We start from the raw sequence: 13,761 nt of genomic DNA on the forward strand, positions 1-13,761 counted from the left end.
GCAGGGTTAGTTGGCAACAACAGGCAGTTCCAGGATGGCGCCCGTGCTACGGACGTCGGCAAAGTTATCGTGCAGGGCCGTCAACGTGGCGCGGTGCAGGTCGGCGTGGGCCACGACGCCGCCTTGCCAGTCCGCGATATCGCGCGTTGCGCACGCATCGGCCGCCACCAGCACACGGTAGCTGCCCGCGCCAAAACTGCGCGCTTCGCGCACGGCGGTCGATACGCACATGTGCGTCATCAGTCCCGCCACCACCAGCGTATGGACGCCCAGCGCCTGCAATTGCGCGTGCAAATCCGTGCCGGCAAAGCTGGCCACGCGGTCCTTGGTCACGACATGGTGATCTGGCGCAGGCGCCAGCAATGGATGGATCTGCGCCGCATGGCTGCCGGCGGCAAACAGCGCACCGTTCGCGGCCCCCACGTGCTGCACATGGAACACGGGCATGCCGAGGCGGTCCGCCCATGCCAGCAGGCGCGCCGCGTTGCGCGCGGCCGGCAAGCCGTCCGGCAGTGGCAGCTTGCCATCGTAGTATTCATTCTGGAAATCGATCAGCACCAGCGCGGTGGCGGCGGGATCGGCGTGGACTACCGGCGCGATGCCGGCAATGGTGCGGATGGTTTGCGTCATGATGGGCTCCGTGGGTTGCAATGGAGTCCATCTTAATTAGTTCACTTTGCGCACACCATATCAGTTGAATCACATGATTTGCATGGAAATCACACAAATCAATGGTGACGGTGACCGCGATCCGATATTGTTCAGGCGCAGGCGCAGGCTCAGGTTCTGGTCTTCGCCGCCATGACGGAATTGCAAAAGCCGGGCGGCAAGCGAATTTATTAAAGGTTTTACGCTGGATGGCTTGCGCTTCGACTGACGCCATCTGTTGCGTATACCACGCCGAATTTGCTGGTTTGCCGCCCAACACCGATTGGGAGGATTAAAATTGACTAATTGCAATTAGCTGGCAATATGCCGAGGCTTGTTGCCACTCCCTTTTCCCCGATACCCCGAGGTGCTTACTTATGTATGATGCACAAGCGTCAACCACTATAACGGCGCTCCAGACTGGCAACTCCGCCATCTTTAGCGATGCAACCATCAACAACATACTGGCGCTGACCACCAAGGCCAATGACACGACGGTCCGCTTCGACCAAGTCACACCCGACTCCAGCGGTAACGTGACCGTCCCCTCCGGCGCTGAAGTGGTGCTGGTGACGACGTCCGATACGGCACAAACCACGATCGCTCCGCCAGCCAATGCCCCGGTCGTGATTTTCCAGGGCCGCGGCGGTGTGATCGCCACGATTAACGATGCCGCCGCTTCCGTGCCATCCAACGACCAGACCCATGTGGACCGCGTGGTTATCGGTTCGGCGGGCAACGACAAGATCATTGTCGCGGATGCGCGCAACACGCAGGTCATCCTGGGCACAGGCAACAGCACGGTCACGACCGGGGCTGGCGTCGATACCGTGGTCGCAGGCCTGGGCAACAGCACCGTGGTCGGCGGCAGCGGCGACTACGCGGTGGTCAAACTGGCCGGCAACGCCGCCAACTACCAGGTCAGCACCACCAACGGCCACGCGGTGGTCACCGACACGACGACGAATAAGGTCACCGACATCTCGAAAATCCAGTATGTACAACTGGATAATGGCAATGCCCTGGTGTTTGCGAAGGACAGCATCGAGGCGGCCATCGCCAATCTGTACCATACCGCGTTCGGGCGCGACGCCGACGCGGGCGGGCTGGATTACTGGTTCGATCTCGGCCGTGCGGGCGCCTCCCTGAAGCAGATTGCCGACGCGTTCACGCATTCCGCCGAATTCGCCGTGCGCGCACTGCTCGACGACACGTCGTTTGTGCAGCAGCTCTATCAGACCACATTCAATCGCGCGGGTGAAAGCGCCGGCGTGGCGTATTGGGTCGATGCGCTGCAACACGGCGCCTCGCGTGCCGACCTGATCCAGAGCTTCTCGACGATCGCCGTGCAGAACATCACGCACACGGCAGTACATCAGGAAGCCCAGGTAGTCGGCAGCATCACCATTGTAACGGGCATCATTTAAGCGCCCGGCAGCGGGCAGCGCACGATTGTGCACATGCCGCGCGCCGGTGACGCCGCGGGCGAGCACGGCACCGTCATGAATGACGGTTGCCGTGCTCGCCCATTTGCCTGATCGGCGACACGCGCGGATACACATGCTTGCCGCTGCGCACTTGCTGGTTCCAGTCCTTGTTCGCCTGGTGCAGCGCCGCGTCGTAATAGCCGCGCCCGTGATCCAGGTGCAGGCTGACGATGGAATGGCGCGCCCGCACGCCCTTGATGCCGATATTGTTCAGGCGCAGGCCCAGGTTCTGGTCTTCGCCGCCATAGGCCATGCTTTCATCGAAACCACCCACTTTCAGCACGTCTTGCCGCCACGCGCAGGAATTCGCGCCGGAAAACACATTGCGGGGCGACAGGAAATCGTAAAACCGCTGCAAGCGGGGGTTGCGCAACAGGCGGTTGCGGCTCTTGGAAAACCCTGCGATGCCGCTCAAGAAGTCATGGTCGAACAGCCGCTGGCTCCGGATATCGGGAATCAAATCGTGCGTCTGGTGATATGCCTCGGGCACGCTGATATGGCTGCCGCCGGCCAGGAAAATCCCGGGCCGCATCAACTTGACGTAGGTATCGACGAAGTCGTCGCGCGGCACGCAATCGCCATCCGTAAACAGCAACATATCGCCGGACGCCTGCAAAATCGCCTTGTTCAGTGCACGGCATTTGCCAAAGCCACGGTGTTCCTGTGTCAAGTGCATCAGTGGCAAGTTCAAATGCGCGCTATTGGCGATGGCTTCGGCAATTTCAGGGAATTCGCCATCCTGCGACACGATGATTTCGTCGGCAGGACGTACCTGGGCCGCATAGCCGGCCAGCACGAACTCCATTTCCCGGCGCTTCTTGTGCGCGGAGATGATGACAGTGATTTTCATGAGGGAACATTTTACGGGAAGCCACGGATATCCGGTATTGGAAGCCCCTCAGGTAGGACCGACAGGGTTGACGTATAATTTCAGACCCGGTAGAAAATCGGCACTCAGCCCGCACCTCCAGTCCAAAAAGCCTCGAAAGCCTGCAATGACGAATACAGCCAAGCCCCCAGTATCCAAGACCGAAGCGCAATTACGCGGCATCCTCGCGAAACGCATCATGTTCCTGGATGGCGCGATGGGCACCATCATCCAGCAATACAAGCTCGATGAGCTGGCTTACCGTGGCGGCCCCACCGGCCGTTTCGTGGACTTCACCGCGCCGGCCAATAGCGGCGCCCGTGAACTGTTCGTCAAGGGTAACAACGAGTTGCTGACCCTGACGCAACCGCAGGTAATCCAGGAAATCCACGAACGCTACCTGGCGGCCGGCGCCGACCTGATTGAAACGAATACCTTCGGCGCCACGTCGATCGCGCAGGAAGACTACCATATGGCCCACCTGGCCTATGAGATGAACGTGGAAGCGGCCAAGCTGGCCAAGGCCGCCACGGCCAAGTACAGCACGCCGGACAAGCCGCGCTTCGTCTGCGGCGCGCTGGGCCCGACGCCCAAGACCGCATCGATTTCACCGGACGTCAACGACCCGGCGGCCCGCAACGTCACGTTCGACCAGCTGGTGGCGTCGTACTATGAACAGGTCCGTGGCCTGGTGGATGGCGGTTCCGACGTGCTGCTGGTGGAAACCATTTTCGACACGCTGAACTGCAAGGCCGCGCTGTTTGCGATCGACCAGTATTTCGACGAGCGTCCAGACGTCGAGCGCCTGCCGCTGATGATTTCCGGCACCGTGACCGACGCTTCGGGCCGCATCCTGTCCGGCCAGACCGTGTCCGCGTTCTGGAATTCCGTGCGCCACGCGCGCCCGCTGACCATCGGCCTGAACTGCGCACTGGGCGCGGCGCTGATGCGTCCCTACGCGGAAGAATTGTCGCAAATCGCCGATACCCACGTCTGCATTTACCCGAATGCCGGCCTGCCCAACCCGATGAGCGACACGGGCTTTGACGAACTGCCGGCCGACACGTCCGCCCTGCTGCGCGAATTCGCCGATGCGGGCTTCATCAACGTCGCCGGCGGCTGCTGCGGCACCACGCCGGACCACATCAAGGCCATCGCGGAACTGCTGGCCGACGCCAAGCCGCGCACGGTCCCGGAAGTGAAAATCGCGCAGCGCCTGTCCGGCCTGGAGCCGTTCACCATCGATGACGATTCGCTGTTCGTCAACGTGGGCGAGCGCACCAACGTGACGGGTTCGAAAGCGTTTGCCCGCATGATCCTCAACGAGCAGTACGACGAAGCATTGTCGGTGGCGCGCCAGCAGGTGGAAAACGGCGCCCAGGTCATCGACATCAATATGGATGAAGCGATGCTCGATTCGCAGGCGGCCATGACGCGCTTCCTGAACCTGATCGCATCGGAACCGGACATCTCGCGCGTGCCGATCATGATCGACTCGTCGAAGTGGTCGGTGATCGAGGCGGGCCTGAAGTGCGTGCAGGGCAAGTCCATCGTCAATTCGATCTCGATGAAGGAAGGCGAAGAGGAATTCATCCGCCAGGCCAAACTGTGCCGCCGCTACGGCGCCGCCGTGATCGTCATGGCCTTCGATGAAAAAGGCCAGGCCGACACCTTCGAGCGCAAGATTGAAATCTGCGAACGCGCCTACCGCGTGCTGGTGGACAAGGTCAACTTCCCGCCGGAAGACATCATCTTCGACCCGAACATCTTTGCCGTGGCCACCGGTATCGAAGAGCACAACAACTATGCGGTGGACTTCATCAACGCCACGCGCTGGATCAAGGACAACCTGCCGCACGCGAAGATTTCCGGCGGCGTGTCCAACGTGTCGTTCTCGTTCCGCGGCAACGACCCGGCGCGCGAAGCGATCCACACCGTGTTCCTGTACCACGCGATCAAGGCCGGCATGACGATGGGTATCGTCAACGCGGGCATGGTCGGCGTCTACGACGATTTGCCGGCCGAACTGCGCGAGCGCGTGGAAGACGTGGTGCTGAACCGCCGCGACGATTCCACCGAACGCATGATCGAGTTTGCCGCCACGCTGAAAGCCGGCGGCAAGCAGCAGGAACAAAACCTGGAATGGCGCAACGCCCCGGTGGAAAAGCGCCTGGCGCACGCGCTGGTGCACGGCATCACGCAGTGGATCACGGACGACACGGAAGAAATGCGCCAGCAAGTGGCCAACAGCGGCGGCCGTCCGATCAACGTGATCGAAGGCCCGCTGATGGATGGCATGAACATCGTCGGCGACCTGTTCGGCCAGGGCAAGATGTTCCTGCCGCAGGTGGTGAAATCGGCGCGCGTCATGAAGCAGGCCGTGGCGCACCTGATCCCGTTCATCGAGGAAGAAAAGAAAGCCGAAGAAGCGCGCACCGGCATCGTCGCCAAACCGAAAGGCAAGATCGTCATTGCCACCGTCAAGGGCGACGTGCACGACATCGGCAAAAACATCGTGTCGGTGGTCTTGCAGTGCAATAACTTTGAAGTGGTGAACATGGGCGTGATGGTGCCCGCGTCGGAAATCCTGGCCCGCGCCAAGGTGGAAAACGCGGACATCATCGGCTTGTCCGGCCTGATCACGCCATCGCTGGAAGAAATGGCGCACGTGGCGCGCGAAATGCAGCGCGACGACCACTTCCGCATGATGAAGATCCCGCTGCTGATCGGCGGCGCCACTACCAGCCGCGCGCACACGGCCGTGAAGATCTCGCACAACTATGACGGCCCGGTGGTCTATGTGCCGGATGCGTCGCGTTCCGTCTCCGTCGCGCAATCGCTGCTGACGCCGGAAAGCCGCGACCAGTACATCGAAGAAATCGAACACGATTACGCCCGCATCCGCGAACAGCACGCCAGCAAGAAGGCGCTGCCATCCGTGTCGCTGGCCGCCGCCCGCGCCAACAAGGCCAAGCTCGAGTTTGCGCCGGTGCGCCCGAAATTCATCGGCCGCCGCGTCTTCAAGAACGTCGACCTGGCCACGTTGGCGCAATACATCGACTGGGGCCCGTTCTTCCAGACCTGGGACCTGGCCGGTCCCTTCCCTGCCATCCTGACGGACAGCGTGGTGGGTGAAGCGGCATCGAAAGTGTATGAAGAAGGCCAGCAATTGCTGAAGAAAGTCATCGACGGCCGCTGGCTGACGGCGAACGGTGTGGTCTCGCTGCTGCCGGCCAATACCGTCAACGACGACGACATCGAGGTGTACACGGACGACAGCCGCGAACAGGTCGCGTTCACCTATTACGGCCTGCGCCAGCAGGGCGTCAAGCCCGTCATCGATGGCGTGCAGCGTCCGAACCAGTGCCTGGCCGACTTCATCGCGCCGAAGGATTCCGGCATCAAGGATTACATCGGCATGTTCGCCGTGACGGCGGGCCTGGGCATCGAAAAGTATGAGCAGCGCTTCGAAGATGCGCACGACGATTACTCGTCCATCATGCTGAAGGCGCTGGCCGACCGCCTGGCCGAAGCGTTTGCCGAATACATGCACGAGCGCGTGCGCAAGGATTTGTGGGGCTATGCGGCGGACGAGACCCTGACCAACGAACAGTTGATCAAGGAAGCGTACAAGGGCATCCGCCCGGCGCCGGGCTATCCGGCCTGCCCGGAACACACGGTCAAGGCCGACATGTTCCACCACCTGCACGCAGAGGAAATCGGCATGGAACTGACGGAATCGTTCGCCATGTATCCTGGCGCGGCCGTCTCCGGCTTCTACTTCGCGCATCCGGACTCGAAGTACTTCGTGGTCGGCAAGGTGGAAAGCGACCAGGTGGAAGACATGGTCAAACGCCGCAACGCCAGCAAGGAAGACGTGGAACGCTGGCTGGCGCCGAACCTGTAACACCAATGAAAACGGGCCTTGCGGCCCGTTTTTTTTACTGCGGTATTTTATGCTGCGGTTACAGCGCGTAGCGCACCACGTTGTCGCTCCACTCGAACGCCGCCACTTCCAGTTCCACCAGTTCGTCGGTGGACATTTCCAGGTCGCGCAAGGTCGGATCGATCTTGTGGTCCAGCTCTTCGACCTGTTCCAGGCATTCGGCCAGTTGCAGCAATTCGCCGAAGAAGCCCTGGCGGTACATCAGCGCATCGGCCACTTCATCGATGACGGGGATTTGCGTGAGGATTTCTTCCATCGGCAAGCCGAACAGCGTATCCATCAGCGACATGATGCCGACCGTGAATGCGATGTCGGACACGTGCTGGTGTTTCGGGCGCAGTTTATGGGCCAGCAACTCCAGCAGGCGGCCGCGCGTGGTGGCCAGCATCAGCAGCGGCGTCATGCTGTGGCCGCGCTTGGCCGGTTCCGCATATAGCATGATTTGCAGCCAGCGCTGCAACTGGCGGCGTCCCAGGATGGTCACGGCCTGGCTCAGCGAATCGATACGCTGGCGCGCGCCGACCGCCGGCGTATTCACGAGGCGCAGCAGGTTCAGCGCCAGCGACACGTCTTTCTTGATGGCGCGTTCGATATCCACATTGTCGGCATCGGACGTCACCAGGGTCATCAGTTCCATCAGCGCCAGCTGCGACGGCGACAGTTTCTTGCCGCTCATGATGATCGGCTTGGCGAAATAATAGCCCTGGAAGAAATCAAAGCCCAGGTCCAGGCAATTCTTGAATTCATCGCGCGTTTCGACTTTTTCCGCCACCAGCTTCTTGCCGTCCTGCTTGAAGCGGGGCGCCATTTTCATCAGGGTCGGCAAGTCCGTATTGCGCATGTTCATTTTCACGTACTCGATCAGGGGCAGCAGCGACTGCACCTGGCCGGTTTCCGCCGTCACGTCGTCGAGCGCGAAGCGGAAGCCCTGCTCCACCAGTTCCGCCATGCGCGACAGCACGGGCGGTGTGGCTTCCATGTTTTCCGTGATTTCCAGGATGACTTTTTCCTTCGGCAGGAAACCCCAGATATCGCTCATGATGGTGTCGGCGTCGACATTGACGAAGCCCAGCGCATCGCCAATGACTTTTTCCATGCCCAGCTGGGCAGCATGCGCCAGCACGGACGCGGTGGCGCCGAGATCGGACGTGACATTGGCCGGGCCGATCGGTGCGTTGCGGAATAACAACTCATAGCCGAACAGCGCCTGGTTACGGTCCAACAGGGGCTGCCTTCCGAGATAAAACTCGCGTACACGCAAGTTTTTCGAAGCGGAATCGTGGGAAGAGAGATCGATCATGGCGTTTTCCTGCTGGTGGGAACTAAAAATGTGCCGAAACATGCCGATGAGCAATAGAAGCCCATCGTTATTATGGTTTTACTGATATTTTGGCATCAATTGCCGCCCTTGTCGCGGAGAATTTCAGGTGGCAACTAACCTTGCGGCAGGCCATCGATGAACAATTTCAGCTCGCCCTGGGCAAACGCGGTCCACTGTTCATTCGTGGTCAGCGGCTGCGTGACGATCACAGCGACACGGTCGTTTGGCGTCGTCACTTCGGAAAAGTCCACTTTCACGTCTTCATCCGACAACAGGGCCGTCTCGAACGGATATTGCCGCACCAGGTAATGCAAATTTGTCGAGCAATGGGCCCACAGTTCACCGCCGGACGACAGCATCATGTTGAACGTGCCGTGGGCGGCGATTTCCGCCACCAGCGCCGCCAGCACGGGGCGCAGCTCATCGCGGCCCGGGCAGCAATCGCCAAAGCGGCGTCGCAAGGTTTGCAGGATGTAGCAAAAGGCCCGCTCGCTGTCCGTGGTGCCGACCGGACGGTAAGCGCCATCGAGCTGCGGATGGAATTCCTTCAAGTCGCCGTTGTGCGCAAACACCCAGTATTTGCCCCACAGCTCGCGCACGAACGGATGGCAGTTTTCCAGGTTCACTTCCCCCTGCGTGGCCTTGCGGATGTGCGCAATGACGTTCTTGGATTTGATCGGGTACTTCTTGATCAAGTCCGCGATGGGTGAATCCACGGCCGGCTGGTGGTCGACGAAATGGCGCACGCCGGCGCCCTCGAAAAACGCGATGCCCCAGCCATCCTGGTGCGTATCGGTGCGGCCGCCGCGCATGGCGAAGCCGGTAAAGCTGAACACGATGTCCGTTGGGACGTTACAGTTCATTCCGAGGAGTTGGCACATGGGGTAACAAGGCAAGTTGCTGCAAAACTGCACCTTATCATGTGCGAGGCCTGGAGGCGAGAGCCAGGGCCGCGGGCCCTGGCCGTGGTACGGAAAATCAATGCAGTAACACCGGCTGGCTCATTAACGGTTCGTAGTTGCCCAGGAATTCATCGACCTCTTCCATCGTGGGCTCGCCGGCAATCAGCCGGTTGACGTCGCGGCGGAACGTTTGCGCCATCACGCCGGCAATGAAAATCTCGCGTTTCCCTCCCTTGTCCACGATTTCATAGCCGCCAAACCGCAGGGCTTCCAGTTCGCGGTCGGCACCAAACTCGACCACGCTGTACTGCTCGCTGTTGTAGATCAGGTTCATGTCGTTTCCTTCGCGCTAATGGCGGGCACTGGGCGTGCCGCCTACACCATGGAGGTGAGGGCCTGGCTAAGGAATTCAAGTGAGGTGGATGTGCCAGTTGGCTCCCAGTGTTAGCAAACCAACATAAGGCGCATTTTCCAGCATGCCGTGCAACTGGCCGGCATGCTCCGCATTAGCCAGGCTGATCAACAGCCGCGCCGGCGGACGGCGCAGCAGCCGATTCAATGATACGCGCAAAACCAGGTTGCCGGCGCAGCACAGGCAGCCCGGTGCGATGCGCACCACAGTCACTTGCGGTGCGCAATCGGCGAGCGGCGAATTGGCGCTGGCCAGGCCTTCGAGGATGACAGCGGTGGGAACGTCGGGCGACGCCGCGATGGCGGCATGGATGGCCGCTTCGCGGGCCGCCGGCGTGGGACCGGTGACCACCGTGGTGATCGTGAGGACGGGGGCGGATGGGCCCGCAGGCCCGGCGGAAGTTCCGCTTGCTCCGCCGCCCGTTGCGCCGGCGGCCAGGCCGCCAGCAGGCGCCGTCATTGGTTCTTCTTGGCCAGCTTGCCGGGCTCGACGCCCAGTTGCTTGAGCTTGCGGTACAGGTGGGTGCGCTCCAGGCCGGTTTTCTCGGCCACGCGCGTCATGGAACCGCCTTCGCGGCCCAGGTGGTGTTCGAAGTACATGCGTTCGAACGCGTCGCGCGCTTCACGCAGCGGCAAGTCGAACGACAGGTTGAACATGTGGCCTTCGCCCGCCGTCACGCTGGCGCCGCGCACGGCCGCATGGCCTGGCGCCACGCTGGCCGCGGCAAACGGTGCGCCGGCGGCAATTGCGCCATCTTCCGGCGGCGGCGCCACGGCGGGACGCGGCGCCAGCGCCGGTGCGCGCGCCACTTCCTGCGCACGGCTCAAGCCGGCCTGCACTGCCTTCAGCAGCTTTTGCATGGCGATCGGTTTTTCCAGGAAGTTCAGTGCGCCAATGCGCGTCGCTTCCACGGCCGTATCAATGGTCGCGTGGCCGGACATCATGATGACCGGCATGGTCAGCAAGCCGTCGCGCTGCCACTCCTTGAGCAACGTGACACCGTCGGTATCCGGCATCCAGATATCCAGCAAGACCAAGTCAGGCGCGCCTTGCGCACGCGCCTCGCGCGCCTGCTGCGCGTTTTCGGCAAGTTGTATCGCATGTCCCTCGTCGCTCAGAATTTCAGAGAGCAACTCGCGGATACCCATTTCGTCATCGACTACCAGAATGTTCGCCATCTATCCCTGCCTTTTATACATTTCGCTGGACATGAAGCATTGTAATGCTTGCACGGCTCGCGATGATTTTATTAGTCTTTCAATATTATGCCAACTGCACCGGTGCCAACTTTAACAGCAAAATCAGCATCGAAGCGCCACTTCTATCGACATGGTTCTGGATATCGATCCGTCCCCCGTGCTCGTCGATAATCTTCTTCACCATCGCCAGGCCCAGACCGGTGCCGCGCGCTTTCGACGTGACATACGGTTCGAACGCGCGCGCCAGGATTTTAGGCGCAAATCCGGGGCCGTTATCCGAAATTATCAGGCGCACGGCAGTGCGGGTTCCCCCGTCCGCGCCCTGATAATGGATCGCCTCGGTGACGACGTCGATGCGAGGTTCGGCCGAGCCAGGTGGCAAGTCCGCCATCGCATCCTGTGCATTCTGTAATAAATTGTGGATGACCTGGCGTAATTGGCCGGCGTCGCCCATTACATGCGGCAAGTCCGGCGCCAGCGCCAGGTGGATAATATCGTTGCCTTCGCCGGTAATGTACAGGTTAAGGATCTCTTCCACCAGTGCATTCAGGTCCAGGGATTCAAGGATGGCGGGCGGCGTGCGGGCGTAATCGCGGAAGTCGTCCACCATGCGCTTCATGGCGGCCACCTGGTTGACGATCGTCGAGGTGGCCTTGTTCAGCAGGTCAATGTCCGGTTGCTCCTCGAGCTTGCTTTCAAGCTTGTATTGCAACCGTTCCGCCGACAGCTGGATAGGCGTCAGCGGGTTTTTAATTTCATGGGCCAGGCGGCGCGCCACTTCGCCCCAGGCGATCGAACGCTGGGCGGAAATCACGTCGGAGATATCGTCGAACACGATGATATAGCCACTGCCGCTTTCGACCGGCAGGCGCGAACCGCGCATCAGCAGGGTCAAATCATGTTCTTCTTCGCTGCCGGGCGGGCGGGGAATGTCGACCTGGCGCTGCCAGTGCAGGCGCTGCGCATTGCGGCCCGCAGCCGACGAATGGGCGCTCTGCGCGGAAAACGCCGCCACCACGGCATTGGCGAAATCCTGCAGCGACTCGATTTGCGTCAGCTGCTGGCCGATCAAGGTCACGCCCGCATGCTGCAGGATGCGCTCGACGGAATCATTGCACGACACCAGGCGGAATTCGCCATCGAGCACCATCACGCCGGCCGACATATTGGCCAGCACGGATTCCAGGTGGGCCTTGGCGTTTTGCAGCGCGGCCCGGTTGCGCTCGACGGCGCTGCGCGCCTCCGACAGCTGGCGCGTCATGGTGTTGAACGATTGCGTCAGGGTGCCCAACTCATCGGAACTGGCGACGATAGGCCGCGGCGACAAGTCGCCGCCCGCCACCGCGCGCGTGCCTTCGGCCAGCAGCAACAACGGCTGCGCCAGATCGTTGGCGATCAGGAAGGCGGCGGCAATGGCGCCAAACACGGCCAGCAGCAACGTCAACGTCAGCGTCTCGATGTACATCTTGCGCAGGCCGACGCGGGCCACGAAACGCTCTTTATATTCACTGTACGCGGTGCGCAGGATCTTGCCGTTGGCCGCCAGCTGCACCGGCACGGCCTGGATGATTTGCAGGTAGCGGGGCGCCAGGTGCGCGCCGTTCGGCTGCACCGGATCGGGAATGGCGATCAGCACGCGCACGCGCAACTGGTTGGCGGCGTCCGGCGCGGGCGGCGGCGGCGCCCCCACGCGGTCGTCGCGCAATTCGCTGCTGTCTTCCGCCATCGCATACGCCTGCTCGCTCTTGGCCGTGGCCAGCATCGACGAATTGGGCAAATCCGCCGACAGGTTGATGCGCTGCGGCCCGGTGGCGGACACGATCAGCCCCCCTTCCGCATCGACGATGATGGCGCTCTGGGTGCCGGGATGGGTCTTCACGAAACGCGACAGGATCGCGGGCGCCGCATAAAATTGTTCTTCCGCCAGCAGGTTGGAGGTCTTCTTGGCCTGCGTGCTGAGGTCGATGACGGCTTTGTCGAGCGCATCGCGACCCAGGTTCAGGCCGGCGTCGAGCGCTTCTTCGATGCGCACGTTGAACCACGATTCAATCGAATGGGACACGAACTGCACGGACACCAGGAAGATCACGAGACCGGGCAACACGCCGATGCCGGCAAACAGCAGCACCAGCCGCGTCATCAGGCGGGAACCGAATTTGCCCGCCTTGTAGCGTGAGTACAGGCGGAACAGCGATACGCCGACCAGGATCAGCAGCGCCAGCGCGACGGCGGCGTTCAGGCCCAGCAGCCAGCCGTAATAGCGGTCGAAGAAGCCGGAATTGTCGGAAGCGGACGCCAGCAGGAACAGCAGGATGCTGACCAGCGCGCCGGCGACGACGAACACATACCGCAATGCTGGCGCCACTTATTCCGCCCTGTACTGGAAGGTTTTTTTGCTTTCCAGGCGCCATTCGCTGTTATTGAATGCATTGACCTGGATCGGCTTGGGCAGGTAATCGCGGTCCAGGCGCATGCGCAGCGAGACGTTATACACCTCGCCGGGCTTCAACTGGTTGCGCTGCGCGATCACCCAGCGGCTGGGACGCCGGATCAAGAATAGCGCGTCATCGAGCGTGGCAAACGATTGCTGCACGCTGCCGACGATGCCGACGTGGTATTGCCGCGTCAGCACGTTGTAGGAGATGCGGGCCGTGCGCTTGACCCGCACGGCTTTTTCATCGACCCAATACCAGCGCGGACGTGTCAGCTCGACTTCCGTCGTGAAATACAGCGGCACGCCGGACAGCAGCACGTCTTCCAGGCCATGATTCAATTCGAATGAATAGGCGGCGGACAGGCGGTAGCCCTCTTCCGCCGCTTCAATGAAATTGCGCGTGATTTCGACTGTGTCGTCCGATGCCTGCGCCGGCAGTGCGCACGCAAGCACCATCAGCAACTGCAGCAACTGCAAGACGAGTTGTCGAAAAAAGCGTCGCGTCACGAGAAAGCCGGTACGTTGTGAATCTGATAAATATAGA

11 protein-coding genes are annotated in these 13,761 nt (G+C 61.3%); 2 read left to right on the forward strand and 9 right to left on the reverse strand.

Annotated elements, in window-relative coordinates; translation table 11 throughout:
* Nucleotides 1-6: 6 nt before the first annotated feature.
* On the reverse strand, nt 7-630 hold the full coding sequence (locus GJ700_RS16180) for an isochorismatase family protein (RefSeq protein ID WP_154375614.1): 624 nt from the start codon (nt 628-630) through the stop codon (nt 7-9).
* Between the two features lie 395 nt (nt 631-1,025).
* On the opposite strand from GJ700_RS16180, the gene GJ700_RS16185 reads away from it, so the two are divergent.
* Nucleotides 1,026-2,075, forward strand: coding sequence for a DUF4214 domain-containing protein (locus GJ700_RS16185; RefSeq protein WP_154375616.1), 1,050 nt, complete (start codon nt 1,026-1,028; stop codon nt 2,073-2,075).
* A gap of 73 nt (nt 2,076-2,148) precedes the next feature.
* Here the strand turns inward: GJ700_RS16185 and GJ700_RS16190 are convergent, their stop codons facing one another.
* Nucleotides 2,149-2,985, reverse strand: a complete 837-nt coding sequence (locus GJ700_RS16190) for a glycosyltransferase (protein ID WP_154375618.1) — start codon at nt 2,983-2,985, stop codon at nt 2,149-2,151.
* Nucleotides 2,986-3,130: 145 nt separating this feature from the next.
* Here GJ700_RS16190 and metH point away from each other — a divergent pair, with 145 nt between their 5' ends.
* Entirely contained in the window at nt 3,131-6,910 is a 3,780-nt protein-coding gene (gene metH, locus GJ700_RS16195) for a methionine synthase (protein ID WP_154375620.1), read from the forward strand.
* Between the two features lie 58 nt (nt 6,911-6,968).
* Here the strand turns inward: metH and GJ700_RS16200 are convergent, their stop codons facing one another.
* The 7 genes from GJ700_RS16200 to GJ700_RS16230 all read right to left on the reverse strand — a co-directional run bounded on the left by GJ700_RS16200 (nt 6,969) and on the right by GJ700_RS16230 (nt 13,724).
* Nucleotides 6,969-8,249 (reverse strand): EAL and HDOD domain-containing protein, encoded by a 1,281-nt coding sequence (locus GJ700_RS16200; RefSeq protein WP_154375629.1) that lies wholly within the window; start codon nt 8,247-8,249, stop codon nt 6,969-6,971.
* 134 nt (nt 8,250-8,383) lie between these two features.
* On the reverse strand, nt 8,384-9,151 hold the full coding sequence (locus tag GJ700_RS16205; RefSeq protein WP_154375631.1) for a class II glutamine amidotransferase: 768 nt from the start codon (nt 9,149-9,151) through the stop codon (nt 8,384-8,386).
* A 97-nt stretch (nt 9,152-9,248) separates the two neighbouring features.
* Nucleotides 9,249-9,506 (reverse strand): BTH_I0359 family protein, encoded by a 258-nt coding sequence (locus GJ700_RS16210; RefSeq protein WP_154375633.1) that lies wholly within the window; start codon nt 9,504-9,506, stop codon nt 9,249-9,251.
* Nucleotides 9,507-9,581: 75 nt separating this feature from the next.
* Complete coding sequence (locus tag GJ700_RS16215) at nt 9,582-10,043, reverse strand: P-loop NTPase family protein (protein ID WP_229507035.1); 462 nt, start codon at nt 10,041-10,043, stop codon at nt 9,582-9,584.
* Nucleotides 10,040-10,762, reverse strand: a complete 723-nt coding sequence (locus tag GJ700_RS16220; RefSeq protein ID WP_154375635.1) for a response regulator — start codon at nt 10,760-10,762, stop codon at nt 10,040-10,042. Before GJ700_RS16220 ends, GJ700_RS16215 begins: the two co-directional genes overlap by 4 nt.
* Before the next feature lie 85 nt (nt 10,763-10,847).
* A complete protein-coding gene (locus GJ700_RS16225; protein ID WP_371867985.1) occupies nt 10,848-13,148 on the reverse strand; it encodes a sensor histidine kinase in 2,301 nt (766 codons plus the stop codon).
* A complete protein-coding gene (locus GJ700_RS16230; protein ID WP_371867986.1) occupies nt 13,149-13,724 on the reverse strand; it encodes a DUF4390 domain-containing protein in 576 nt (191 codons plus the stop codon).
* Nucleotides 13,725-13,761: the final 37 nt, after the last annotated feature.

Source organism: Pseudoduganella rivuli (assembly GCF_009674485.1).
Taxonomy (GTDB): Bacteria; Pseudomonadota; Gammaproteobacteria; order Burkholderiales; family Burkholderiaceae_D; genus Rugamonas; species Rugamonas rivuli_B.

Coding starts and splice junctions, on each gene's coding strand:
- GJ700_RS16180 (WP_154375614.1), bottom strand. CDS start 630: ATGACGCAAACCATCCGCACCATTGCCGGCATCGCGCCGGTAGTCCAC.
- GJ700_RS16185 (WP_154375616.1), top strand. CDS start 1,026: ATGTATGATGCACAAGCGTCAACCACTATAACGGCGCTCCAGACTGGC.
- GJ700_RS16190 (WP_154375618.1), bottom strand. CDS start 2,985: ATGAAAATCACTGTCATCATCTCCGCGCACAAGAAGCGCCGGGAAATG.
- metH (WP_154375620.1), top strand. CDS start 3,131: ATGACGAATACAGCCAAGCCCCCAGTATCCAAGACCGAAGCGCAATTA.
- GJ700_RS16200 (WP_154375629.1), bottom strand. CDS start 8,249: ATGATCGATCTCTCTTCCCACGATTCCGCTTCGAAAAACTTGCGTGTA.
- GJ700_RS16205 (WP_154375631.1), bottom strand. CDS start 9,151: ATGTGCCAACTCCTCGGAATGAACTGTAACGTCCCAACGGACATCGTG.
- GJ700_RS16210 (WP_154375633.1), bottom strand. CDS start 9,506: ATGAACCTGATCTACAACAGCGAGCAGTACAGCGTGGTCGAGTTTGGT.
- GJ700_RS16215 (WP_229507035.1), bottom strand. CDS start 10,043: ATGACGGCGCCTGCTGGCGGCCTGGCCGCCGGCGCAACGGGCGGCGGA.
- GJ700_RS16220 (WP_154375635.1), bottom strand. CDS start 10,762: ATGGCGAACATTCTGGTAGTCGATGACGAAATGGGTATCCGCGAGTTG.